The 24,835-nt window shown below is 63.9% G+C and carries 16 protein-coding genes; 6 read left to right on the top strand and 10 right to left on the bottom strand.

What is annotated here, in order from left to right; genetic code table 11:
* The first annotated feature begins 89 nt into the window (after positions 1-89).
* Genes NDO55_RS11265 through NDO55_RS11255 form a run of 3 tightly spaced genes read left to right on the top strand, consistent with a single transcriptional unit; the run spans position 90 to position 3,301 of the window.
* Positions 90-1,109: an adenosine deaminase gene (locus NDO55_RS11265; RefSeq protein WP_252115267.1), complete on the top strand. Its 1,020-nt coding sequence runs from the start codon at positions 90-92 to the stop codon at positions 1,107-1,109.
* Entirely contained in the window at positions 1,106-1,660 is a 555-nt protein-coding gene (locus NDO55_RS11260; RefSeq protein ID WP_252115265.1) for a phosphoribosyltransferase, read from the top strand. Before NDO55_RS11265 ends, NDO55_RS11260 begins: the two co-directional genes overlap by 4 nt.
* 51 nt (positions 1,661-1,711) lie before the next feature.
* The gene (locus NDO55_RS11255; RefSeq protein WP_252115263.1) at positions 1,712-3,301 is read left to right on the top strand and encodes a lysine--tRNA ligase; all 1,590 of its coding nucleotides are present in this window, start codon (positions 1,712-1,714) and stop codon (positions 3,299-3,301) included.
* Here NDO55_RS11255 and NDO55_RS11250 read toward each other — a convergent pair.
* Positions 3,298-4,407 (bottom strand): S41 family peptidase, encoded by a 1,110-nt coding sequence (locus NDO55_RS11250; RefSeq protein WP_252115261.1) that lies wholly within the window; start codon positions 4,405-4,407, stop codon positions 3,298-3,300. The genes NDO55_RS11255 and NDO55_RS11250 overlap by 4 nt on opposite strands.
* Before the next feature lie 108 nt (positions 4,408-4,515).
* Here NDO55_RS11250 and NDO55_RS11245 point away from each other — a divergent pair, with 108 nt between their 5' ends.
* Complete coding sequence (locus tag NDO55_RS11245) at positions 4,516-4,986, top strand: Lrp/AsnC family transcriptional regulator (RefSeq protein WP_252115259.1); 471 nt, start codon at positions 4,516-4,518, stop codon at positions 4,984-4,986.
* A 9-nt stretch (positions 4,987-4,995) separates the two neighbouring features.
* Here the strand turns inward: NDO55_RS11245 and NDO55_RS11240 are convergent, their stop codons facing one another.
* The 4 genes from NDO55_RS11240 to NDO55_RS11225 all read right to left on the bottom strand — a co-directional run bounded on the left by NDO55_RS11240 (position 4,996) and on the right by NDO55_RS11225 (position 7,666).
* Positions 4,996-5,226, bottom strand: coding sequence for a hypothetical protein (locus tag NDO55_RS11240; protein ID WP_252115257.1), 231 nt, complete (start codon positions 5,224-5,226; stop codon positions 4,996-4,998).
* A 49-nt stretch (positions 5,227-5,275) separates the two neighbouring features.
* Positions 5,276-5,938 carry a PspA/IM30 family protein gene (locus NDO55_RS11235; protein ID WP_252115255.1) on the bottom strand — a complete coding sequence of 221 codons (663 nt, stop codon included), beginning with the start codon at positions 5,936-5,938 and terminating at the stop codon, positions 5,276-5,278.
* Between the two features lie 138 nt (positions 5,939-6,076).
* The gene (locus NDO55_RS11230) at positions 6,077-7,090 is read right to left on the bottom strand and encodes an RcnB family protein (protein WP_252115253.1); all 1,014 of its coding nucleotides are present in this window, start codon (positions 7,088-7,090) and stop codon (positions 6,077-6,079) included.
* A 48-nt stretch (positions 7,091-7,138) separates the two neighbouring features.
* Complete coding sequence (locus NDO55_RS11225; RefSeq protein WP_252115251.1) at positions 7,139-7,666, bottom strand: (2Fe-2S)-binding protein; 528 nt, start codon at positions 7,664-7,666, stop codon at positions 7,139-7,141.
* 110 nt (positions 7,667-7,776) lie between these two features.
* On the opposite strand from NDO55_RS11225, the gene NDO55_RS11220 reads away from it, so the two are divergent.
* Both NDO55_RS11220 and NDO55_RS11215 read left to right on the top strand, forming a co-directional pair.
* The gene (locus NDO55_RS11220) at positions 7,777-8,562 is read left to right on the top strand and encodes an alpha/beta fold hydrolase (RefSeq protein ID WP_252115249.1); all 786 of its coding nucleotides are present in this window, start codon (positions 7,777-7,779) and stop codon (positions 8,560-8,562) included.
* A 65-nt stretch (positions 8,563-8,627) separates the two neighbouring features.
* Positions 8,628-9,503 (top strand): transglutaminase-like cysteine peptidase, encoded by an 876-nt coding sequence (locus NDO55_RS11215; RefSeq protein WP_252115247.1) that lies wholly within the window; start codon positions 8,628-8,630, stop codon positions 9,501-9,503.
* Positions 9,504-9,506: 3 nt separating this feature from the next.
* Here the strand turns inward: NDO55_RS11215 and NDO55_RS11210 are convergent, their stop codons facing one another.
* From NDO55_RS11210 to NDO55_RS11190, 5 genes are all read right to left on the bottom strand, one after another.
* Complete coding sequence (locus NDO55_RS11210; protein WP_252115245.1) at positions 9,507-10,766, bottom strand: HlyD family type I secretion periplasmic adaptor subunit; 1,260 nt, start codon at positions 10,764-10,766, stop codon at positions 9,507-9,509.
* Complete coding sequence (locus NDO55_RS11205) at positions 10,763-11,785, bottom strand: cell wall hydrolase (protein WP_252115243.1); 1,023 nt, start codon at positions 11,783-11,785, stop codon at positions 10,763-10,765. The genes NDO55_RS11210 and NDO55_RS11205 overlap by 4 nt, the downstream gene beginning before the upstream one ends.
* Positions 11,782-13,944, bottom strand: a complete 2,163-nt coding sequence (locus NDO55_RS11200) for a type I secretion system permease/ATPase (RefSeq protein WP_252115241.1) — start codon at positions 13,942-13,944, stop codon at positions 11,782-11,784. The genes NDO55_RS11205 and NDO55_RS11200 overlap by 4 nt, the downstream gene beginning before the upstream one ends.
* A gap of 16 nt (positions 13,945-13,960) precedes the next feature.
* Positions 13,961-15,373, bottom strand: a complete 1,413-nt coding sequence (locus NDO55_RS11195) for a TolC family protein (RefSeq protein ID WP_252115239.1) — start codon at positions 15,371-15,373, stop codon at positions 13,961-13,963.
* Positions 15,374-15,445: 72 nt separating this feature from the next.
* Positions 15,446-24,718, bottom strand: coding sequence for a beta strand repeat-containing protein (locus NDO55_RS11190; protein ID WP_252115237.1), 9,273 nt, complete (start codon positions 24,716-24,718; stop codon positions 15,446-15,448).
* Between the last annotated feature and the right edge of the window lie 117 nt (positions 24,719-24,835).

Genomic DNA, 24,835 nt, shown 5'->3' with positions numbered 1-24,835 from the left:
GTGAAATCTTCTAAGTCACGAGAACGAAAGGGCAACAGTCCTTGTGGGCAGATTGACGGCGCGACCGGCTTGCGTCAGCTTGCCGCGCCATGACCGAGACCTTCACGCCCGCCGATCGCCGCGCGCTCATCGAGGCCCTGCCCAAGGCCGAACTGCACCTCCATATCGAAGGCTCGCTGGAGCCCGAATTGCTGTTCGAACTTGCCCAGCGCAATCAGGTGGAAATCCCCTTCGACAGCGTCGAGGCGGTCCGCGCCGCCTACGATTTCTCGAACCTGCAGGACTTTCTCGACATCTACTATCAGGGGATGAGCGTGCTGCTCCACGAGCAGGATTTCTACGACCTCACCATGGCTTACTTGAAGCGCGTCCATCAGGACGGCGTGGTCCATGTCGAGATCTTCTTCGATCCGCAGGGCCATACCGAGCGCGGCGTTGCCTTCGACACGGTCATCAAGGGCATCACCCGCGCACTCGACGATGGCGAGGAGCAACTCGGCATTACCCACCGCCTGATCATGTGTTTCCTCCGGCATCTCGACGAGGAAGCGGCCTTCGAAACGCTCGAACAGGCCAAGCCATGGCTGAATCGCATTCACGGGGTCGGGCTGGACTCAAGCGAAGTCGGCCACCCGCCGAGCAAGTTTGAAAAAGTCTTCGCCAAGGCGCGTGCCATGGGGCTCTTCCCGACCGCCCATGCCGGCGAGGAGGGTCCGCCCGAATATGTCCACGAGGCGCTCGACTTGCTGCAGGTCCGCCGTATCGACCATGGCAACCGCGCGCTCGAAGATGCCGCGCTGACGCAGCGTATCGCCGATGAGGGCCTCACCCTCACCGTCTGTCCGCTATCCAATCTCAAACTGTGCGTCATCGACCGGATCGAGGACAGCCCGGTACGCAAGATGCTCGATGCGGGCTTGCGCGCCACCATCAACAGCGACGATCCCGCTTATTTCGGCGGCTATGTGAACGACAATTTCCAAGCCATCGCCGACGCGCTCGACCTCGACCGCGAGGAAATCCTGACCCTTGCCCGCAACGGCTTTGAAGGCGCGCTGATCGACGCCGACGTGCGCCAGCGCCACCTCGACAGGATCGCGTCGCTGTGAGCCACAAGGTCTGGATCAGCGCCGACGAATTGCTCGCCGACAGCTTCAAGCTGGCGCGGCAAGTGCTCGAGAGCGAATTCGCGCCGACCCATCTCGTCGGAATCTGGCGCGGCGGGGCACCGGTCGGCATTGCGGTCCAGGAACTGCTCGCGTTCCACGGCCAGGATTGCGATCACATCTCCATCCGCACGTCCTCCTATTCGGGCATCGACAAGCAGGACAAGGAAGTGCGGGTTTTTGCGCTCGGCTACCTTATCGACACGCTCAATCCCGAAGACCGCCTGCTCGTCATCGATGACGTGTTCGACACCGGCAAATCGATCCAGGCCTTCCTCGAGGAACTCCGCGCCCGCTGCCGCCACAACATGCCGCGCGAGACGCGCATCGCCACGGTCTATTACAAGCCCAGCCGCAACCAGACCGACCTCAAGCCCGATTATCACGTCCACGAATGCGACGATTGGCTCGTCTTCCCGCATGAAATTTGCGGACTGTCTGAAGAAGAGATCGCCGCTCACAAGCCGCAGGCCGAGACGATCCTCAAGGACTAAGGCACTCCGTTACGGTTGATGCGGCGCACAAAGCGCGATAATCGCCACGCCATGTTGAACCGAGACGAACTTTCCGCCGCTGCCCGCAACTCCAAGGCCTGGCCCTATGAAGAGGCCAAGCGCATTGCGAAACGCTTCCCCGAGGGGAAAGCGGAGCCGGTCGTGTTCGAAACGGGCTACGGCCCGTCGGGTCTGCCGCATATCGGCACGTTCAACGAAGTGTTGCGCACCACGATGGTCCGCCGCGCCTACGAAGAATTGATGGGCTACGCGCCCGAAGATGGCCGCACCCGCCTCATCGCTTTCTCGGACGACATGGACGGCCTGCGCAAGGTGCCCGACAACGTGCCCAATGGCGAGATGCTGGCCGACAATCTCGGCAAGCCGCTGAGCCGCATCCCCAATCCGTTCGACACGGATGACGAGAGCTTTGCCGCGCACAACAATGCGCTGCTGCAGCGCTTCCTCGACCAATATGGTTTCGACTACGAATTCGCTTCGGCTGCTGACAAGTATAACAACGGCGCGTTCGACGATGCGCTGCGCACCGTGCTGCGCCAGAACCAGGCGATCCTCGACATCATGCTGCCGACGCTGCGCGAAGAGCGCCGCGCCACCTATTCGCCCATCCTGCCTGTCTCGCCGACCACCGGTCGCGTCCTCCAGGTTCCGGTCGAGATCGTCGATGCCGACGCCGGCACGATCCGCTTCACCGACGAAGATGGCAGCACCGTCGAACAGTCGGCGCTGGGCGGCCAATCGAAGTGCCAGTGGAAGGTCGACTGGGCGATGCGCTGGGTCGCCCTTGGCGTCGACTATGAAATGTACGGCAAGGATTTGACCGATAGCGGCGTCCAGTCAGGCCGCATCGCCAAGGTACTGGGCGGCCGCAAGCCCGAGGGCATGATCTACGAGATGTTCCTCGACGCCAATGGCGAGAAGATTTCCAAGTCGAAGGGCAACGGCCTCTCGATCGAGGAATGGCTGACCTATGGCAGCGAAGAGAGCCTCTCATTCTACATCTATCGCGAGCCCAAGAAGGCCAAGAATCTCCACCTCGGCCTCGTTCCGCGCGCGGTCGACGAATATTGGCAGTTTCGCGGCAATTATGACAACCAGCCGATCGAGAAGAAGCTCGGCAATCCGGTGCATCACGTCCATTCCGGACGCGTGCCCGACAAGACGCTGCCGCTGACCTACGGCCTGCTCCTCAACCTCGTCAGTCTGCCCGGCGTCCAGGACAAGGACATCGCCTGGAAGTTCGTGCAGCGCTATGCGCCTGAATCCTCGCCCGAGAGCGATCCTGAACTCGACAAGCTGATCGGCCTTGCGGTCAATTATGCCCGCGACTTCGTCGTACCCGGCCTCGCGCGCCGTGCGCCGGTCGGGCAGGAAGTCGATGCCCTTAAGGAGCTGGACGAGAAGCTTGCAGCGCTCCCCGCGGATGCGACGGGCGAAGACATCCAGAACATCGTCTTCGAGGTCGGCAAAAATTACGAATTCGAGACGCTGCGCCACTGGTTCCAGGCGCTTTACGAGACCCTGCTCGGCTCGAGCCAAGGCCCGCGCATGGGTAGCTTCATCGCGCTTTACGGCATCGAGGAAACCCGCAAGCTGATCGCCGAAGCGCTCGCCGCCTAGTCGAGCGCGGCGAGCAGGGTTTCCGCGTCCGCCTCGACCCCTTCCAGCCGCAGTACCTCCGCCAAGGCATCCTCGCGCTCGACCTCGATATCGGGCGCGACCCCGGTGCCTTCCCAGCTCTCTCCCGTATCAGGGTCGAAAGTGCGGCCATGCGGGATGAACGTCCCGAAGCGCGTGCCGAGCAATTCGCCGCCGCCGAAATGCGCGCCGCCACCGGTCGCTTCGCCGACCAACGTCGCGCGCCCGGTGCGCTTGAGCACCAGAGAAAGATGCTCGCCAGCCGAGAAAGTCCCCTTGGACGTCAGCAGATAAACCTTGGTGTCGGCCAGCGATGCGCCGCCTGTCGCAGGCGCGGTGTAATGAGTGAGGTAGACGAGGCCATCAGGGGCGTCGGTCTCCCGCAGGCGCACATCGCCATTGCGCGCGCTTTCCAGCATGGGGGCCCCGCTGCCTGAAGCCACGGCCTCGCGCATCTGCATGATCACGAGGTCCTGCGGGTCGGCGAACAGCTCGGCGAACAGGATGTCCATCTCGCTCAGGAAACCGCCGCGATGCGCGCGGGCATCGATGATGAGGGATTCAGCGCCCGCATAGTCTGCCAGCGCCGCGCGCGTGGCCTCCAGCGTGGTCTCGTTCCCAGGGAAAGCGTCGTAGCGCATATAGGCCACGCCATCGGCGAGCCAGCCGCTGCGCGTCAGCCCGTTATAGTCGGGCCCCGGCATGCCCATGCGCGGCCTCTCGCCCTCATCATCGCGCGGCGGGCGATAGCCGACGCGCAAGTGCCGGTCGCGGCTGACCTCGCGCATGTCGCGGGTCAATTGGCGCGAAAATTCGTGCACGTCGGTGAGGTCGTCATAGGCGCCCGCCGCCAGCTTGCCGCGCAGCGCGGCCGCATATTGATGCCCGACATCGGCGAAGACATATCGTTCCTCGAGCAGCCCAGCGAGCTGCTCCACAACGATTGCGCGTTCATCGGCAGTCACGGGTGCCGGGTCATCCGACTGCCCAAGCGCGGCGGCATCGGCAGCCGACATTCCGAACGGGGTCGGGACCATGGCCAGCGCACCGGCGCAAAGCAGCAGGGAAAGAGGGCGGGCAATGTTCATGACTGGCACCTTCACTTGATGAGATTGCCCTCATCTTAGTCCCGATGGCCAACACCCTTTCTGCAATTTTCGTGCATCAGTTGCCAAATTCTGGCAAGTAGGGCGGCAATGCTCGACGAAATCGACCTCCAACTGCTCGACCTGATGCAGCGTGATGCGGCCCGCACGGCGGATTCGTTGAGCGAGGATGTGCCGCTGTCCCCATCTGCCATTTCGCGGCGGCTGCGACGGCTCCGCAAGCACGGTTGGATTGCACAGACCATCGCGCTGCCTGCCGCCAAACTGACGACCGATCGCCTGCAGGCGCTGGTCATCGCGCAATGGAGCAAGGGCAGCAGTCGCGGAGAACGGGACCGCAAGCTGCGCGCGCTACGCGCGGTCGACGAGGTCCAGCAACTCTACGAAATTACCGGCCAGCTCGACCTCATGATGATGCTCAACTGCGCCAACATGAACGAACTGACCGGTTTCGTGGAACGTCATCTCGACGAGCCGCTGATCGAGCGGCGCGAGACGCATTTCATCATGCGCACCGAAAAGGTCGCCCCCTTCGTGAGGCTGCAACCCCGGCGCGACTAGGCTTGAAGCTTATTCTTCTTCTTCAGCGCTGTACGACTGGACCGGATCGGTCGGCTGGGGGCCGCCCGTCTGATTGACGTCGGGCGCGCCGCGACCGCCGCCATAGCCCTTCGCACCGGTGGCATTGGCACCGGCATGACGCTGGCTGTCAGGCTGGTTGGTCTGCGCGACCTCGCCCGTCGACTGGATCGACGGACCGCCCGTATAGGCTTGATTCTTATTACTATTGACATCTGCCATGGTGAATCTCCTTCACTCTAACCAGCGAAGGAGACCGTGGCAGGGTTCCCTATTTGCGCTTCGCTTTGCCCTTCGGCTTGGGCGCCTTGCCGCCCTTCGCCTTGAGTTCGGCCAGTCGCGCCTCGAGCTCTTCTTCGCGCCGCATCGCGCTCACGTCGGCATGCCCACCATCATCGGCCGACATGCGATCGAGCAGCGCACGCACCTTGGAGACCATGTCGCCGGCTTCGCGTTCGCGCTTGACCGCACCGGTCACGCTCGCCCCGCCCGCCGCAATCGCAGCAGCAACATCGGCGCGCACTTTTTCGATCTCGGGGTCGAGGTCGGCAATCGCCTTGTCGAGTTCGGCGGCCTGGGCTTTGAGACCTGCGGCCTGCTCGGCAAGTGCGCCGGCTTCGGTTTCGCGGGCCATCTGCCGTGCCAGCACGTCGCGCGCCAGATCGTCATGGTCCTTCGACAGCGCATAGGCCGCATCCTCGCCGAGCGACTTGGCTTCAGCCAGGCGCTGGTTGCGCAGTTCGAGTGCCTTGTCATGATTGGATAGCGCATCGCGCCGCGCCCGCTGCAGGCGCTCGCGGCTTGCTTCCAGGTCGCGCACCGCTTGCTTGAGCAGTGCGGGACCCGTCGCCTTTTCGGCCTTGGTCAGCGCGGAGTCGATCCCACCAGCGACGATCCGCTTGGCCCGCGTGAAGAAATTGTCGGATTTACCCATCACTCTACCCCCAAATACGCAACGCGTCCCTACCGATTACTTATGGCAGGTTCTGATCCAGATCATAGACCCGAATTCGTAAACAAAAGGGGCGCTGCATCGGCTGCAGCGCCCCTCATTGCCCGGCGATGCTCTCGCCTACCAGAAGAAGTTGTAGATCACGTCCACCACTTCACCGCTATAGATGTCGACGAGCAGGGCATCGTCATAATAGCGGACCCAGCGATAGGGACCGTAGACCGGCGGCAGGCGATACTGCCACGGATCGTTGATCCAGAAACGATGGCCGTAATAAGCCGGCCGCATATACCAGCCGACATTGTAGCGCCGGTAATTCCACCCGAACGGATCCGAGTAGAAGGCCAGCCGGAACAGCGAGCGGTTGCGGTCGCGATAATGACGCCAATTATAGCGACGGTCGGAACGCCAGTGATTGCGCTCCCAGCGGCGATGGTCGCGATAGCCCTCACGGCGGCCATCGCGATAGCCGTCGCGATAGCCATCACGATTACCGGCCCGGCGTCCGTCGCGGTTACCGTCACGGGTACGATCGCGGCGGGTGCCGTCGACCTGTTCGCGGCGACCGTCACGGATCCGGCGCTGGCCGTCATCATAGCGACTCCAATCCTCGCGCACGCGCGGGTTCTGGCCGTCGGCATTTCGCCGCTCGAGGCGGGCCTGGCGATCGTTGGGACGCGTCACGCGGTCGAGATTGCGATCGGCGCGCCGTTCCTGGCGCTGCGCATCCTCGAGACGACGATCGGCGCGGCGCTCGGGGCGACTGCCCTGCGTGAAGTTGCGGTCGGTCCGGCGTTCGACGCGCTGGGCGCGGTCGAGCTGACGATCGGTCCGACGTTCGCGTCGTTCGGCCCGTTCGACGCGGTTGGAACGGTTGGTGGTGGCCGCGCGGCGCTCCGAGCGGCGCTCGGTGCGGGCTTCGCTGCGCGCCGGCCTCGAGGCACGGCGTTCGCTTCTCGCTTCGCTGCGGCTGGCGCGGCGTTCGCTGCGCGCCTTGGCCCTGTTGGGGCGGTCGACGCGATCGGACCTGTCGACCCTCTGGCCGCGGTCCTGGTTCATTTCCATCGTCGAGGCTTCGGCTGCCGCAGGGGCCGCCAGCGCCATGGCGATGACAAGGGTCAGTGCACTACGCATGACGCTGTCTCCTTTCGGAATACGCTTGGTACAATTTTTTACAGAAGTTTAATTGCCGTCGCCGCCTGACCCTAAGCTGAACCCTTCTGTCAGGTTCGAATCAGCCGTTTGGACGGCCTGCGGGGCCGATGCCTGGCGAATGCGACGCGCTGCGAGCTGGGCCGCCTTGCGAATCCGGGGCCCCGCGCCGCACGGACAGCGATTGGGGATCGCCGCCAATTCCTCTTCGGTCGGCGCGCTATTGACCGCCAGCAGCGCGGATAGCGCGCACATGAAGCCCGGATCGCAAAAACCGCACAGGCTCACCTGCTCGTCTTCCCAGGCAGAAAATAACGGGTCGTCGGGCGCCAGTCCCTCGACCGTCTGCACCACTGCGCCCTCGGCCCGCGCGATGGTCAGCGTGCAGCTGCGCACCGCCTGGCCATCGACCAGCACGGTGCAGGCATGGCAGCTCTGGTCGTCGCAACCATATTTGGCGCTGGTGATGTTCGCCGCGTCGCGCAGCGCGAACAACAAGGGCGTCTGGGGATCGAGGTCGAAGGCCAGCGGGCGGCCGTTCAAGGTGAAGCGCGTCATGCCGGCAGACTAGGTCCTAAGTCCATGGTTGCAATACATCGTTTCGGAGGCATTATGGATGCCGTTCGTAGTGTAGCTTATTGTAAGAGCGTGGGGAGATTATGGGGGGTATGGATACGGCCAAGGGCCGGATCGGTGCGCTTGTGCGCGGGGAGGCAAACAAGGGCCATACACCGATCCTGTTCCTGCATGGCGTGGGGTCCGACAAGGGTGTCTGGGCGCCACAGGTCAAACATTTTGCCGAGCGGCGGCCAGCAATTGCCGCTGATTATCCGGGCTACGGCCAGTCGGGCCTGCCGCTCGAGGCAACGCGCGAGGATTTCGCCGATGCGATGATCGCGCTCCTGGACCGGCTCGAGATCGAGCGCGCGCATATTTGTGGTCTCTCGCTTGGCGGCATCATCGCCATGCTGATGGCCGACCGCGCACCGTCGCGGATCGCCAGCCTGATCCTCGCCAATACGTTTGCGCGCCATCCCGACGGCCGCGACATTCACGACAATTCGATCGAAGGCGCGCGCCGCTTCGGCATGTCCGGCCTCGCGCGCGACCGTGTCGACCGGCTGCTCGGCGACAATCCGCCGCCCGGCCTGCGCGAGGAAACGATCGCGGTCATGAGCAAGATTCCCGAGGCCGCCTATCGCATGGGCGCCCGGGCCGTCTGGCTCGCCGACCTCACCAGCGTCGCGCAGAAGATCACCCGCCCGACCCTTGTCCTGTGCGGCGAGAAGGACGTGGTCACCCCGCCCGAATTGTCGAACGCGCTTGCCGATCTCATCGAGGGCGCGGAGCGGCTCGACATTCCCGAAGCGGGACATTTATCCAACGCCGAACGGCCCGAGGCCTTTAACCATGCAGTGGAGCAATTCCTCTCCACCGTGGAGCAAAAAGTCTAACCTTACCGCCATTTTAACCTTACCGCTTAGGCCGATATTCGCCTTGCCCTGCGACAAGCGGGGCCATGGAACGCAATTCGCATCGCTTCGCCATCGCAGCAGCAGGCCTCGCCCTGCTGGGTTTTGCCGCGCCTGCAAGTGCCACCGATTATGATTCGCCGCCGCCGACGCTGGCCATTTCCGCAGCGCCGGTCGTCTCGAGCGCCAAGAGCGAAGCCTTGCTCGGCCGCCCGTCGGCGCTCGAAGCCGTTACGCAGGGTCAGCGTCTCGGGACCTTTGCGCATGCCAATGCCGGCGCCATTCCGATCCCGTCTTCCTATCCCGACCGCTCGCGCCGCGCGATGTTCGCGCCCAAGCTGCGCACCGCGCATGCCACGCGCCCCGATGTCTTCGGCTCGGTCGCCCTCGGCGTCACCCGCACGCCGTTCGATGCGCGCTGGGCCGGCGTCTTCGCCGACAATCGCCTCGGTAGCGCGCGCCGCGTCGCCACCGATCTTGCCGATGCCGACCGCATGGAAGCGATCAAGACGATCAATGCCTATGTGAATGCGCGCGTCGCCTTCACCGAGGATCGCGATCAGTATCGCGTCGCCGACCGTTGGAGCCGCGCTGCAGACACGCTAGCGCGCGGTGCGGGCGACTGCGAAGATTATGCCATCGCCAAGATGCAGATGCTGCGCGCCGCCGGTTTTGCCGAAGAGGATCTCTACCTAGTCGTGCTCAAGGACCTCGTCCGCCGCGCCGATCACGCAGTGCTGGTGGTCCGTCACGAGGGCCGCTTCCTCGTGCTCGACAATGGCACTGACAAGATCCTCGATAGCGATGCCGTGCGCGACTACCGCCCGATCCTCACCTATTCGGCAGGCCAGAGCTGGACGCACGGCTATTCGCGTCCGCAGGCGCCGGCTTTCAGCACCCCGATCCGCGTCGCCTCGCTTTAGGCTTTAGCGCTCGCGCAGCGCTTCCGAACGGGCCTTGTTGAACGGCTTCATCAGGTAAGCCAGCACGCTCTTGCGGCCGGTGATGATCTGTGTGTCGGTCATCATGCCGGGCGTGATCGGCAAACGGGTCGCACCCGCCTGCAGATAGGCGACTTCGGTCTCCACGATCACGTTGAAATAGGCCTCGCGCTCGACCTCGTCATAAATGCTGTCGGCGCTGATCTCGACGACCCGACCCTTGAGGCCCCCATAGATGGAGAAATCGTAGGCGGTCACGGTCACCAGCGCCTCGTCCCCTACGGCGACGAAAGCGATGTCCGAGGGCCGCACGCGGGTTTCGACCAGCAATTTGTCGCCCACCGGCACGACTTCCATCACGCTTTCACCCGCCTGGACGAAGCCGCCGATGGTGGTGACAGCGAGGTTGTTGACCACGCCTTCGACCGGCGAGCGCAATTCGGTCCGCGCCACGCGCCCTTCGGCGCCGCGCAGGCTCTCGCGATTGACCGCGATCCGGCTCGCCACCTGGCTGCGCTCGTCCAGTGCCTGCTGGCGGAAGTCGGCGCGCGCCTCGGCGGCCTGCGCATTGGCTTCGGCAATCGCGGCCTGTGCCCGGCTACGCTGTTCGCGTGCCGAGGCGATGCGACCTTCCAATTCGATCACTTCGCGGCGGGCCTCGTCCAGTTCGGTCTGGGGCACGATATTGCGCTGCGCCAGCGGCTCGAGGCGCGACACATTGTCGCGCGCGAGGCGCACCGAACTGGTCAAGCTGTTGATCGTGGCGGTCGCTTCATCGACATCGGCCTGGGCCTGGCGCGCCTGCGCATTGAGCGCCGTCACGCGGCTGTTGAGCGCGCTGCGACGCGCTGCGCTGACGGCACGTTCGTCGGCACAATCGGCGCCGACGCAATTGATCGAGCTGCCGGTGCCTTCGGCGCGAAGGCGCGCTTCGCGGGCTTCGAGGCTGCGCGTCTCGGCAGCGATTTCGCCGACCGCCGCAGCGCTCTGCGTATCGTCGAGCCGCGCCAGCAACTGGCCGGCCTCGACCCGCTCGCCCGAGCGCACCAGCAATTCCTCGACGATCGAAGGTTCGCTGGCTTGTATGAGCTGGACCTTAGAAGACGGAATGACTTGCCCGGGGCCGCGCGTCACTTCATCTACACGGGCAAAATTGGCCCAGACGAGAAAGGCGATGAACGCCAGCGTCACCAACAGGATGACCCGGGTCGCCCCCGACAGATTGCTCCAACGCGCAACCATCATTCGCCTCCATCACTTGGCCCGACATCTTCGCCGGCATTGTAGGTTTGTTGAAATTCGATCCGCGCCCGCGCGCCCGACGTCTTGGTGGGGTCAGGCATCGAGGGACGCCAGCCGGTCCGCGTATCGACCAGCCCGCCGACATCATTCTCGGCGCGATAGATGGTCGGGTCCTCTTCGCGGGTCGGATGTGCCTTGGGCTTGGGCGGCGGCGCGACCTCGACCAGTTCCTCGACCATCGCGATGCGGTCGGCGGGGCGCAGCGCGCTCGCTGCTGCCGGTTCGCCGATATAGCGTTCGGTGAAAGCGCCGGGGCGGCCCCAGCTGCCTGGCCAGCGATAGAAAATGTGCGTTCCGATGGTCTCGACCTTGGCCAGCATCGGGGCCCATTTCGGCGCGACATAGTCGGCATGATAATGGGTCGCCATGCCGACGCTCGGCTCGACGCGGCCGCTCAACGCTTCGGCGGCGATATCCTTGGCGCGGGCCCATGCACTGGCCGCGGGCGCGCGGTTGAGCGAGCCGTCGCAGGTGAAGCTGAACTGGCAAACCGGCTGACGCGCGCCCTGATAGACGACGCCGCAGACCGAGGCCGGGAATGCGGGATGCTTGACCCGGTTAAGCACGACCTGCGCGACGGCGCGGCGACCCTGCACCGGCTCGAAACCGGCTTCGTAATAGATGGCCTGCGTGAGGCAGAGATGGGCGCGGCCATGATCGCGCGTCCCTGCGCTCGCCCCGGCAAAGCGGGCAGCGGCAGGATTGGGTCCGCCGGCATAAGGAAGCGAGGCATTGATCGACTGGGCATCATTGCCGACCGCGCGCATGTCGACCGACGCTTCGCCCGTCGTGGCTGCGACGAGGGTCGCGCCCTGCAGCGAGGCGCTCGCCACATTGCGCGGCGCGACATCGGCATGCGCATCACTCGGCGACTGCGGCCACAGCAAGGCGGCCAGCACCAGCGGCACAAGCAGCAACAGCGCCAGCCCGGCACGTTGGAGGGAGGTGCGCAGCGGCATCATCCCGCCCCCTCGCGCTTCTTGGCAGCCGCCTCGTTGAGCTTGGCCATGACCTCGTCGCGCGGGCCGTCGGCCACAACGCGGCCCTTGTCGATCACCAGCAGGCGGTCGACGAGGCTAAGCATCGCATGGCGGTGCGTCGACACGACCAGCGTCTGGTCGGCATCGATCGCGTTACCGAGCTTGTCGATGAAATAGCGTTCGGTCTGCGTATCCATCGCGCCCGTCGGCTCGTCGAGGAAGAGCAATTTGCAGTCGCTGACCAAGGCGCGGGCAAGGACGAGTAGCGAGCGCTGGCCGCCCGACAATTGGCTTCCGCGTTCGCCGACATTGAGGTCGAACCCGGCGGCACCCTGACTGAGGAACAGGTCGGCGCCCGAACGGCGAACCGCGTCGATCAGCTGCTCGTCGCTGGCGCGCGCGGCGCCCAGCATGAGGTTGTCGCGTACCGTGCCCGAGAAAAGCTCGGCGTCCTGCCCGACGAAGCGGAAGGCATCGCGGATCTGGTGCGGGTGATATTGGCGACTGTCGAGGCCATCGATGCTCATCACGCCTTCGGTCGGTGCGTAGAGCCCGCACAGCAGGCGCCCGAAGGTCGACTTGCCCGAGGCGACGCGGCCGATCACCCCGATCCGCTCGCCCGGATTGATCGACAGGCTGACGTCGGCAAGGCTGTCGCCGGCGGCTTCGGGATAGCGGAAAGAGACGCGGTCGAACTTGACCTGGCCGGCACGGATTTCGGGGACAACGCTGCGCGCTTCGGCGCTGCGCTCGTCGGGCGCCATCATCATCGCCTGCAGGCTGTCGAGCGTGGCGCTTGCCGTCTTGGCGCGGGTCAGGAGGAAGGCGAACTGGCCGACCGGCGCCATGGCGCGACCGGCGATCATGACGATGGCGATGATCGCACCCATGGTGATGTCGCCGGCATGGAAGAGATAGAAACCGCCGATGATCAGCGCGACGCTCATCGCCTGCTGCGTCACGGCGGCCAGGTTGACCGCGATGGCGGTCAGGCGGCGCATCTTCTCCTGCGTATTCGCGGCCATGCCCGAGAAGCGACGCCAGCGACCCAGCATCTGCCCTTCGGCGCGCGCGGCTTTCAGCGTTTCCGCCCCGCCAATCGCTTCGACCAGCACGCTATGCTGCAGGGAGCTGTCCGCCTGCGCATCGAGCGCGGTGCGACCCATCGCCTTTTGCAGCAGCACCCCGACCACCAGCATGATGGTGATGAGCACGATCGGCACGAAAACCAGCCAGCCGGCCAGCATCGCGATGAAGACGAGGAAGATCGCCATGAAAGCGATGTCGACGAGCAGCACGACGCTGGTCGAGGCGAAGAAATCGCGCACGCTTTCATATTCGCTCACCCGCCGCGCGAACGCGCCGGTCGAGCCTTTCCGCTCGGCGAGCGGGAGGTTCATCACCTTCTCGAAAATCTTCTGCGAATAGCGTTCGTCGAGCTTGCGCCCGATATCGTCGACCAGCCGCGAGCGAGCGAGGCGCAGGATATAGTCGAACACCAGCGCCAGCCCGACACCCGCCGCGAGCACCCAGAGCGAGCTCACCGCATTGTTGGGAATGACCCGGTCATAGACGTTCATGGTGAAGAGCGGCACGGCGAGCGCCAGCAGGTTGATCACCGCGGCGGCCAGGATGACCGGCCAGAAACTCTTGCGCGCTTTCCAGACTTCCGACCAGAACCAGTGACTGCGCTTGGCCTTGTCCCAGGGGCGTTCGCCTTCGCGCTCGCGCGTCGGATCGGCTTCGACCAGCACGACGCGGCCGGTGGCGGCGTCGGCAACTTCGCTACGCTCGACCCAGAGCGGTTCCTCGATGCCGGGCGCATAAACGAGCGCCTGCTTGCCCTCGATCTCGATCAGCACCGCAGCGCGGCCGCCTTCAAGCTCGAGGATGGCGGGAAGCTCGCGCTCCTTGATCGCCCCGACACGGCGGGACGTCGCGGTGCCGCGCATCCCGACCTGGTCGAGCGCGGGTTCGATCTGGTGGAAGGGAAGCAGGCCCTGTTCGTCGAGGGCCAGTCCCGCGCGCAGCGTTACCGGCGATGAAGGCCGGTCGCTCGCGCGCGCGACAAAAGCGAGGCAGTCGAGGACGGGGTCGAGTTCACGCGGGTTTTCCGCGACAAGCCAATTAGCGAAACTCATACCCCATCCCTAACTTCTACTCGTCCGAGGCCGGCGGGCCCATGACCGGATATTCGAGGCTTTCCTCGGCACGGTCGGTCGCCGGGACCGGATTGACCCAATATTCGCGCCGATCTTCCTCGTACGCATTGCGTGCCATGTCGACATTCATGGCTTCGACGAGGCGATTGACCGAGGCGAGCACGCGATATTGCGCATAAAGCTGCGCGAGGCGTGCGGTTTCGAGCTGCGCCATCGCATTGTAGCGCGTGTTCTGCGCATCGAGCACGTCGAGCAGCGAACGACGGCCGACACCGAACTGCTCGCGATAGGAGAGCAGGAGGTCGTCCGAAATGCGCGACTGTTCGGCCAGCTCGGTGACCAGGCGACCCTGGTTGACGAGGCGGGTCCATGCGCTGCGGGTCGACTCTTCGGCATTGCGCTGCGTCTCGAACAGGCGGGCATGGGCCTGGTCGGCACGGGCCTGCTGTTCGCGCACATTGTAGATGTTGGTGGCGCCGTTGAAGACGGTCCAGCGCACCACGCCGAGGGCCTGATAGTCCTCGGTCACGCCGGCAAAGCCGTCAATGTCTTCGCCATAACGGGCGCGACCTTCGACGTTGAAGCGCGGGCCCATCTCACCCTTGGCCTTGCGAATGAGTGCGCGCGCCGCGGCAAGATCGGCGACCGCTTCTTCGACCAGCGGGTTGTTGTTCTTGGCCATTTCGACCGCCATGCCGAGCGATTCCGGCATCGCACCCGACAGATCGGGCGGCATCGAGACCGCGCCCATTTCGACGCCCGACAGGCGCTCGAAGATGATTTCGGCGGTTTCGAGGTCTTCCTGCGCCTCGACGACGCGGGCATTGGCCGACTGGAGACGCTCTTGTGCCTGCTGCAGGTCGGCGATCGAGATCGAGCCCGAATCCACACCCTGCTGGAGGTCGCCCACCAGCGCGCTGTGGAAGGCGGCATTGTCCTCGGCAATCGCCACGAGGCGCTGCTGGAGGATGTAATCGATATAGGCGCGGCTGATGTTGAGCGCGATGAATTCGCTACGCTCTTCGATGCGCGCGGCGGCCGCGTCGGTGCGGGCAGCCTGATGACGGATTTCCGCCTCGCGTGCGCCGCTGTCGAACAGGAGCTGGTCGACGGTCAGCTGAATCTGGCGCGGATAAAGCGTGTCGTCGGCAATGCCGAGCGAGCGACGCGTCGGGTTGCGCAGCTCGCGCACACCCGCCGATGCCTCGACCGAGATGCGCGGATAATAGAAGCCTTCGGCCTGCTTGCGCTCATATTGGGTGGCCTGGCGATTGAAGACCGCCTGGCGAATTTCCGGGTTGGTCTGCAGCGCATAGGCGATCGCCTCGCGCAAATCGGCCCCCTGGGCCGGGGTCGCAAAAGCCACGGCCATCGATGCCGTTGCGAGTGCCAGAATATGCTTCTTCATGTCTTGCCCCTCTCTGGTCCTATGACTTGACGAGGGGGTGGCGTCCACTTGCCATCCCCCCGCCGATACGCATTAGCCGTTGATCATCGGTCCTGCGGCATCGGGTTGAAGCATCATCGCTTCTGCCCCCATATTTGCCGCAAAATCGCCGGTAAAGCCACCCGCAAGCGCACTGTCCCAAATGGGAACGGCGTCGTTTGCCGGCATGATCGCCACTTCGGGCGCCGCCTGCGGCACGCCGAGTGCATCGAGCAGCGCGTCCACGCTGCCGTCTTCGGCCAGGATCACTGCATCGGCTGCAATCCCGTCGAGACCCGCTTCACCAAGTTCGGCTGCCATCGCCGCCAGCGCGTCGCCGCCCGGCATGACGATCTCGCCGCCAAATTCCGGCGCCACCGCAACCTGCGGTTCGGCCAGCTGGTCAGCCTGGAATTCCGGCGCCACTTCCGGCTCGACCATGTCGAGACCGCTGTCGAGCGTCGGCATCTTGGCCGAGATGTTCGACGTGTCGACGCTGACTTCAGTGTCGATCGTCTCACCACCCAGCATGTCACCGTCGATCGCGACCTTGTTGGCCACCATCGGGGCGAGGCCCGGATCAATGTCGAGTTCGGGCGACACATATTGCGTGCCCTGGCTCTCCATCTCGATCATGCCCTGCATGCCGAACTTTACGTCCATCGCGGCAAAGCCGAAGCCGATCGCGAGGGCCGAACCCATCATCAGCGACTGCGAGCTGACCATGTCCAGTTCGGCCATGACGTCATTGTCCGCGCTGAGCGAAGTCTGGCTGACAGCCATGGTGGTCAATGAGTCGGTTGCAGTGCTCGAGAAGGTCACCGTGAACTGCGTGGCAGCTTCCGTGTCGCCATCGGCGTCGCGAACCGTTGCATCGAAGGTCAGGATCGCATCCTGCGGGGTCGAGTTCACCGAGATGAAGCCGATATCCGAGATCTTGAACCCGGTATCGTCAATATCGCCGCTAATGTCGCCACCCGCCAGATTACTGCCGCCACTATCTCCGACAGCGCCATTGAGGTCGACTGCAGTGCCGCTGAGGTCGCCGTTGGAAGCCGCAATCTGCGCCCCGACAATGACATAATCGCCACTATCGATCTGCATCTGTGTCAGATAGTCGTTCGGCTCGATGACGATCAGCGCATCGTTATTGTCGAGCACGACCGAGCTGAAATCGCCAAGCGCATCCCCCTGCTTCAGCATGTCGCCATTCTGGACCTGGATGGCGATCGTGGTCTCGGTCATCGTGTCGGTGTTGAGCACGCGGAGGATAACGATCGCATCCTCGTTGTTCCCGATACCATCGAGCTTGAAGAAGATCGTCGACACGCCGGCCAGCTCGGCGGGGTTGCCGCCATTACCTTCCTCGAACCCGAACGGGTTTGAGCTGTAGAAGGTCATGTCGAGCACTTCGCCCTTGCCGACGGTATCGCCCGCGACGCCGTTACTGTCATTCGACACGGTGACGTAGCTATCGCCCTGCGTCAGCAGTTCACCCGCATTGAAGACATTATCGCCGCCAGTGAGATCCAGACTGTCATTGCCCGGCGCCTTGGAGGAGTCGAACTGGACGTAGAAGCCGTCACCCGAATTGCCCGGGATATCGCTTTCCGCACGCACCGTGGTGACCGCAATGGTCGGCTGCGTATTGTCCGTCGTGCTGCTGTTCAACTGGTAGCCCGTGAAGGCCGAACCCTGCGACGTCGTCTCGATCGAGAAGCTCTGGATCGGGTCGACCGACACGGTGTAGGTGCCATTCGTCTTGTCGAAGACGATCGTACCATTCGCCGTCGCATCGCCTGCCGTGGCCGGGCCATCGTCATAGGTGAAGCTGAAGCTGAAGGTCGCCTGGTTGGCATCCTCGCTCACCCAGGTCGGCTGCGAGATATCGCCCGGATCGATGGTGTTGCCACCAATCGAAACGCCAAGTGTCAGCGAAGAGAAGTCGCTGTCAGCAGCATCAGTATAAGTCGGCGTGTCGGCGCCGACCGTATAACTGAAGTTACCGGAGGCATCGAGCTGGGTTTCGCCCATCTCGACGGCCAGCGTATCCTCGGCGTTGCCGACGGTGCCTACGATCGGACCATCGTCTTCGATCGCGAAGTAGGCGTTGGAGAGATCGATCGAGGCCGGATCGCTGCTGCCATCGGCATCGGTCGCGACGGCATTGAGCAGGATGGTACCGGGATCGAGGGTCAGGGTCGCGCTGGCGACATCGTCGTCATCGCCCGTGCTCCCGTGCCAGACATTGTTCTGCTGTGCGAAGGTGACGTCGCCATTGGTCGGGTTGATAGTGATCGTGAAGTACGACGTTGCACCCACCGAACCAGTGATCACGTTCCCGCTCTGGTTGAGCACGATCTCCGCACCCTTGCCGTCAGCGGCAGTCGGATCGAGAGCGAACAGGCCCGATGCGACGTTATTGCCGGCCAGCGAGAGAGCATAGGTGATCGTCTCGGGCTGGTCGTTGCTCGAATTGGTGAGCGTGAAGGCGCCTGCAAAGTTGGTCGTTACGCTATCAAGCGGAGCGCTGGCGCCCGGACCGTCTGGATCGGTTTCGCCGACCTCGGTCTCGTCGAGCACGAGTCCCGCAGGCACGTTGCCCGAAGGGTCGAGCACCGGCGCATCATCGGCAAAGCTGATATTGCCGCCCAGATCGACCGACTTGCTGTCGGTGGCCTGGTCGCCGTCTCCATCGGTGATGGTCACGCTGTAGATCGCGTTGACGAGACCGTCGGCCAGGGTCGAGGGACCGTCATGGTCGATCGCCTGGTGTTGGGTCACCGTCAGCTTGCCCTCGTCGGGACCGTCGGTCGTGTCGACGCCGATCACGAAGACGTAGTTGGCATTGGCGACATTGGTGAGCAGCGCTTCAGTCGACGCGATCACGAACCCGCCGACTTCGTGCAGGTAAACCGGCACGCCGTCATGGACGGTGATGTCCGAAAGGACGCCATTGGTGCCGTCATAGCCGACAACCTCGAGACTGAAGCTGTCATCGAACGCGTTCGAACCGGCCTGGCCGTCGGCACCGTAGTTTTGCGTCGTGATGCCGAAGAGCGGCAGCAGGCTGTTGGTGCTGGTGGCGGTGTCGGTGGGCGACAGGTCGGCATCGCTGGTCTGGACGGTCACGCCGGCATCGCTGGTCGGATCGGCCAGGACGAGCGTCGGGCCGTCATCTTCGAAGCCAAGATCGGCGGTGATGTCGACCATCTTGCTGACGCTGTCATTATCGTCATCGGTCGCCGTGGCACGCAGCTGGATGAGGTTGCTGCCCACCAGGGTCACGACCTGGTCGGCGCCCGAGTCCGGCGTGTGCGAGACCGCACGCTGCTGGTCGAGCGTCACGTCGCCATCGGCGGCGACGGTCAATTCGAAGACCACATATTCGACGTTGCCGTCGGTGACATAGCCCTGGACGAGGCCGGTGCCATCACCGCGCAGCTGGACGGTCCAGCCGGTGGCAGTATCGACAAGGTTCGTCGCACCTTCGGCCACGACGAAGTCGTAGACGAGGCCGCTGTCGACATCATTACCCTGCGGGCCATCACCACCGAAGGCGGCGGTGAAGAAGGCACCGTAATTGGCGGTAACATCGACGCCGAGGAAGCTTTCATCGACGCTCAGCGGGACGGTGTTGTCACCATCATCCGTGTGCGGATCGACCGTCGGGTCGACATCGTTGACCGTGACGTCCGGCTGGTCGTCCTGGACGTTGATGGTCACCGTGCGGTTGATCGGCGCGGCGCTGCCATCGTCGATGGTCGCCTGGAGCGAGATCGACAGCTGGCCTTCGCCGGCATCGCCGGTCGACGGCGGGGTGCCGTGATACATCGGCTCCGACAGGGTCGCAGTGACCTGGCCCGTCCCATCGACGCTGATGGTGATGACCGGCACACCACCGGCCATGCCGACAATGGTGTTGGTCCCGCCACCCGACCACATGATGAGGTTGCCGTCGGCATCGTAATAATTGCCGACCGGCTCACCCAGCGTGAAGGTCAGCGGGTCGCCATCGGGATCCGAGGCGTTGAGGCTGTCCGAATCGGTCGCGCTGTTAAGGCCCGGACCGTCACCGGTGCCCGTATCGTCGGGATTGCCGACATGCGGATCGGTGGCATCAGGGTCATTGAGGCCTTCTTCCGACACGGTCAGCGTCACGTTGCTGGCCGTCGGGCCCTCGTTCGTGCCGTTGATCGTGATGGTCAGCGTCGCCGTTTCGGCATCAAGATCGCCATCGGTGATCGTGTAAGTGAAGGTCTCCACCAGCGATTGGCCGTTCTGCAGCGTGTTCACGTCGCTATTGGTGTTGTCCAGCGCGTAGACATAGGTGCCGTCCGGGCTGATCGTCAGCGTGCCATACTGGCCGTCGATGACGAGATCGCTGCCGTTGAGGACGAAGTCGTTCGCCGGCACGTTGTTGCTGTCGATATCGGTCACCGAGGCATCGTCGGCACCGACATTGTCGGCCCCATTGTCGCCATTGGCTTCGGCATCGGTGATGACGTTGCCCGTCACCGAGACGGCGCCTTCGTCGATGCTGTCCGTATCGTTCGCGGTTTCCGGCGCATCGTCGATGATCGCGATGACCAGGCTGCCCGGCGCATTACTGTCGCCATCGGCGTCGGTCACGACGACCGAGAAGCTTTCGCTGTCCGGATCGGTGAGCGTGTTGTCGAGCAGCGTATACTGGTAGCTGATCGTGCCAGCACCGGTATTGGCATCATAGGTGTAGCCCGTGATGACCAGTTCGCCCGTCGCGTCGCTCGAGACGGTCTGCGGGAACGGGTCGGTGAGGACCAGGGTGGTGCCCGCAACAGTGATGCTGCCCAGGCCATCGACGGCCGAGAAGTTGATCACGCCCGAGGTGACTTCACCCGGATCGTCATTGTCGGTGCCGTCGCCATCGGCGGCTTCGTCCGTACCGGCAGGCTCGCTGCCACGTTCGGCCAGCGCGTCTTCATAGACGGTCGTGTCATCGCCGCCCGGCTCAGGGATATCGACGGTCACGCCGGCATCGCCGATGCTGATGGTCAGCGTCGCCATCGTCGTGTCGGTGTCGCCGTCGGTCAGGGTATAGGTAAAGACATCCTGCACATCGCCCGGCGTGCCCGCATCGCGGGTATAGGTGTAGCTGCCATCGGGGTTGATGATCAGCGTGCCATATTCGCCGTCGATTTCGAGACCGCCGCCATTGGCCGAAGACATGTTGCCCGGCTCGTTATTGCTGGCGATCGCGGTGACGGTCGCGTCGTCCGCGCCGACATTGTCATTATCGATAACATTGCCGCCGATCGGACCGAACTCGCCGGCGCCGAGGCTGTCGCTGTCATTGGTCGCTTCCGGCGCATCGTCGATGATCGCGATGACCAGGCTGCCCGGCGCATTGCTGTCGCCGTCGGCATCGGTCACGACGACCGAGAAGCTCTCGCTGTCGGGATCGCTCAGCGTGTTGTCCAGCAGCGTATACTGGTAGCTGATCGTGCCAGCACCGGTATTGGCATCATAGGTGTAGCCCGTGATGACCAGCTCGCCCGTCGCATCGCTCGAGACGGTCTGCGGGAACGGATCGGTGAGGACCAGGGTGGTGCCCGCAACGGTGATGCTGCCGAGGCCATCGACGGCCGAGAAGTTGATCACGCCCGAAGTCACTTCGCCCGTGTCATCATTGTCGGTGCCGTCGCCATCGGCGGCTTCGTCGGTACCGGCAGGCTCGCTGCCACGCTCGGCGAGCGCGTCTTCATAGACGGTCGTGTCGTCGCCGCCCGGTTCAGGGATGTCGACCGTGACACCGGCATCGCCGATGCTGATGGTCAGCGTCGCCGTGGTGGTGTCGAGATCGCCGTCACGCAGCGTATAGGTGAAGACGTCCTGGACGTCGCCCGGCGTACCCGCATCGCGAGTGTAGGTGTAGCTGCCGTCCGGATTGATGACGAGCTCGCCATATTCGCCCTGGATCGTCAGCACGCCGGCATTATTGACCGGATCGTTGCCCGGTTCGTTGTTGCTGTCCACGTCAAAGACGACCGCATCGTCCGCGCCGACATTGTCATTGTCGATGACATTGCCGCCGATCGGACCGAATTCGCCCGAGCCGAGGCTGTTCGAATCGTTGGTCGCTTCGGGCGCATCGTCGATGATCGCGATGGTGAGGTTACCCGGCGCGTTGCTGTCGCCATCGGCGTCGGTGACGACGACCGAGAAGCTGACGCTGTCGGGATCGGAAAGCGTGTTGTCGAGCAGCGTATAAGTATAGCTGATCGTACCCGCGCCGGTCATCGCGTCATAAGTATAGCCCGTGATGACCAGTTTGCCGGTGGCATCGCTCGAGACCGTCTGCGGGAAGCCCGCATCGAGGTCGAGTGCGGTGCCGGCAATGCTGATGCCGCCAAGCCCGTCGGGCGAGGTGAAACCGATCACGCCCGAAACGGCTTCGCCGGTATCGTCATTGTCGGTGCCGTCGCCATCGGCGGCTTCGTCGGTACCGGCAGGTTCGCTGCCACGTTCGGCCAGCGCGTCTTCATAAACGGTGGTCGTGTCGCCGCCAGCCTGCGGGATTTCGACTTCCACGTCGGCATCGGCAATCGTGATCGTCAGCGTCGCCGTCGTCGTGTCGGTGTCGCCATCGGTCAGCGTGTAGGTAAAGACGTCCTGCACACCGCCCGGCGTGCCTTCGTCGCGCGTGTAGGTGTAGCTGCCATCGGGGTTGATGATCAGCGTGCCATATTCGCCGTCAATCTCGAGACCGCCACCATTGGCCGAGGACGTGTTGCCCGGCTCGTTATTGCTGGCGATCGCGGTGACGGTCGCGTCGTCGGCGCCGACATTGTCATTGTCGATGACATTGCCCATGACCGGGCCGAACAGGCCCTCGCCAATGCTGTTCATGTCGTTGGCAGCGATCGGCTCGTCATCGACGATCTCGACCGTGAAGCTGCCATTGGCAGTGTCATTGTCCTGGTCGGTCACGACGACGTTGAACGTGTCGCTGGTGGCATCGCCCGACGTATTGTCGGCGAGCGTATACTCATAAGTGATGGTGCCAGTGCCGGCATCGTAGCTCAGAATCTCGATCGAGCCATAGGTGCCGTCGATGACCTGGCCTGCGCCGGTCACCGTCTCGCCATTGATTTCGACCGTCAGCGGGCCGTCGCCACCACCGAAGGTGATGGTGCCGACCGAGCTGGTTTCGCTGTCGTCATTGTCCGGAACATTGTCCGACGCTTCGCCCGTACCGGCAGGTTCGCCGGCACCGCGCGGATCGCCGTCGCCTTCATTGAGGCCGGCTTCGTCGACGAGCGTGCCGTCATCATCCTCGCCCGGAACGCGCAGTTCGGGTTCGGCATCGGCGATCGTGATGGTCAGCGTCGCCGTATCGCTGTCCGTGTCGCCATCGGTCAGCGTGTAGGTGAAGACATCCTGCACACCGCCCGGCGTGCCGGCATCGCGGGTGTAGGTGTAGGTGCCGTCCGGGTTGATGACGAGGACGCCATACTCACCCTGGATTTCCAGGCCGCCGCCATTGGGCGACGAGCCGTTGCCCGGCTCGTTATTGCTCGAAATGGCCGTGACCGAGGCGCCGTCGGCACCTTCGAAGTCGTTGTCCATGACGTTGCCGCCAATGGGGCCATATTCGCCGGCACCAAGGCTGTCCGTGTCGTTCACGGCATCCGCTTCGTCATCGACGATGTCGATGGTCAGCGTGCCTTGCGCGCTGTCGCCGTCGACGTCGGTGACGCTGACGACGAAGCTGGTCGACGTATTGTCGCCCGACGTATTGTCGGCGAGCGTGAAGCTATAGCCGATCGAACCGTTGGACAGGCTGGTGATGGTCAGCGTGCCTTCGGCATTGGTGAAGGTCTGGCCGACACCCGTCACCTCGATGCCGTCGATGCGGATCGTCGTTGCGCCGTCACCCGGCACATAGGTGATCGTGCCGCTGGTGGTTTCGCTCGGCACGTCATTATCCGCGCCATTGCCGTCGGCGGCTTCGTCCGAACCGGCGGGCTCGCCCGCTTCGCGCGGATCGCCATCGCCTTCGGGCAGGCCGGCTTCGTCGACTTGCGTACCGGCTTCGCCAATGGTCGGAACGTCGATCGACGGACCCTTGTCGTCGATATTGATGATGAGCTGGGCCTGGCTTTCGCTGCCGTCGCCGTCGACGAGGATGTAGGTGAAGCTGTCGCTGTCCTGGAGCGGCGCGTCATTGTCGCGCACATAGGTCCAGCTGCCGTCGGGATTGAAGGTCAGCGTGCCATGATCGCCGGAAACGACGATCGGGTCGTTCGAGAAGGTGGGCGAGCCGTTGACGACAATCCCGACCTGCGCGATGCCGTCGGCACCAGCCGTATCGGCGCTTCCGGCGCCAGCATTGGAGCCATCACCACTGACGACGTTACCTGCCGCTTCGCCGTTGGAGGGCAGGTCGACTTCATCGGTGACTGCCACCGGCGCATCGTCGATGATGCCGATGGTCAGCGTCGCTTCGGCGCTGTCGCCATCGGGATCGGTGATGGTGACGATGAAGACGTCGGTGACGTCGCCATTGGTGGTGTTGTCCAGCAGGACATAATCATAGGTGATCGAACCCGGCTGGATGCCGGTGATGATCAGGTTGCCATACTGGCCCGGGATCACCTGGCCGACTTCGGTAATCGGAATACCGTTGACCGAAACGTCATTCTCGGCGTTGGGGCTGTCGGGCGAGGCGAAAACGAACTCACCATTGGTGAATTCGCCATCGGTCGGCTCCTGCGTGCCTTCGGGCTCATCGCCGCGATTGGGAAGGCCAGCTTCGTCAACGATCGCATTGGCGTCGGGAACCGGGAACGGTTCTTCCGGCGTGTCGATCAGAATTTCCGGCTCTTCATCGACTGCTTGGCCGATATCTTCGATCTCGGGCGGGGTGTAGGTGAGTTCGGTCGGCGGAATGAGGTCGCCGAGCGGAACACCCGGATCCAGCGGCGGGACTTCCACCGCGAAGTTGCCGCCGCTCGACGGAGTGTCGCCCGCGGCCGGCTGGGGTTCGTCATCGATCAGCAGCGCGGCGAGGTTGGTGGGGGGAACCTCAACATCGCCGATCATCAGGGTGGGGACGAAGACGGCGCCGCCTTCGACAATCATGAAGCTGCCGTCGGGCAGCTCGATCACCAGGTCGCGTCCGACGACGCTGATGTCCGAAAGCTCAACGCCTTCGGGCAGCATGACCGTGCCGCCGATACCCGGCTGGACGCGCATTGCGTTTTCCGGAAGCTCCTGGATGTCACCGTTCGCATTCACTACCGGACCACCGGCATCCTGCGTCATCGAAAGATCGTCGTTTCGCATGTCCCACCTTTTCAGCTCTTGATGCGCTGAACCCGGGGGTCACAGCGCTGCCAATCCGAAGCATGGGAACGTCTCGCCGTTAAACGGAGAAGGTTAACGAAGCAGCACGCCCCACAC

Origin of the sequence: Sphingomicrobium sediminis (genome assembly GCF_023805295.1) — a bacterium.
GTDB classification, from domain to species: domain Bacteria; phylum Pseudomonadota; class Alphaproteobacteria; order Sphingomonadales; family Sphingomonadaceae; genus Sphingomicrobium; species Sphingomicrobium sediminis.
Note: the sequence above shows the minus strand (reverse complement) of the source record. Positions and strands in the feature narration are given on the sequence as shown.

Excerpts from the sequence above, each read along its gene's own strand:
- NDO55_RS11265 (WP_252115267.1), top strand. The coding sequence starts at position 90 with ATGACCGAGACCTTCACGCCCGCCGATCGCCGCGCGCTCATCGAGGCC.
- NDO55_RS11255 (WP_252115263.1), top strand. The coding sequence starts at position 1,712 with ATGTTGAACCGAGACGAACTTTCCGCCGCTGCCCGCAACTCCAAGGCC.
- NDO55_RS11250 (WP_252115261.1), bottom strand. The coding sequence starts at position 4,407 with ATGAACATTGCCCGCCCTCTTTCCCTGCTGCTTTGCGCCGGTGCGCTG.
- NDO55_RS11245 (WP_252115259.1), top strand. The coding sequence starts at position 4,516 with ATGCTCGACGAAATCGACCTCCAACTGCTCGACCTGATGCAGCGTGAT.
- NDO55_RS11240 (WP_252115257.1), bottom strand. The coding sequence starts at position 5,226 with ATGGCAGATGTCAATAGTAATAAGAATCAAGCCTATACGGGCGGTCCG.
- NDO55_RS11235 (WP_252115255.1), bottom strand. The coding sequence starts at position 5,938 with ATGGGTAAATCCGACAATTTCTTCACGCGGGCCAAGCGGATCGTCGCT.
- NDO55_RS11230 (WP_252115253.1), bottom strand. The coding sequence starts at position 7,090 with ATGCGTAGTGCACTGACCCTTGTCATCGCCATGGCGCTGGCGGCCCCT.
- NDO55_RS11225 (WP_252115251.1), bottom strand. The coding sequence starts at position 7,666 with ATGACGCGCTTCACCTTGAACGGCCGCCCGCTGGCCTTCGACCTCGAT.
- NDO55_RS11220 (WP_252115249.1), top strand. The coding sequence starts at position 7,777 with ATGGATACGGCCAAGGGCCGGATCGGTGCGCTTGTGCGCGGGGAGGCA.
- NDO55_RS11215 (WP_252115247.1), top strand. The coding sequence starts at position 8,628 with ATGGAACGCAATTCGCATCGCTTCGCCATCGCAGCAGCAGGCCTCGCC.
- NDO55_RS11210 (WP_252115245.1), bottom strand. The coding sequence starts at position 10,766 with ATGATGGTTGCGCGTTGGAGCAATCTGTCGGGGGCGACCCGGGTCATC.
- NDO55_RS11205 (WP_252115243.1), bottom strand. The coding sequence starts at position 11,785 with ATGATGCCGCTGCGCACCTCCCTCCAACGTGCCGGGCTGGCGCTGTTG.
- NDO55_RS11200 (WP_252115241.1), bottom strand. The coding sequence starts at position 13,944 with ATGAGTTTCGCTAATTGGCTTGTCGCGGAAAACCCGCGTGAACTCGAC.
- NDO55_RS11195 (WP_252115239.1), bottom strand. The coding sequence starts at position 15,373 with ATGAAGAAGCATATTCTGGCACTCGCAACGGCATCGATGGCCGTGGCT.
- NDO55_RS11190 (WP_252115237.1), bottom strand. The coding sequence starts at position 24,718 with ATGCGAAACGACGATCTTTCGATGACGCAGGATGCCGGTGGTCCGGTA.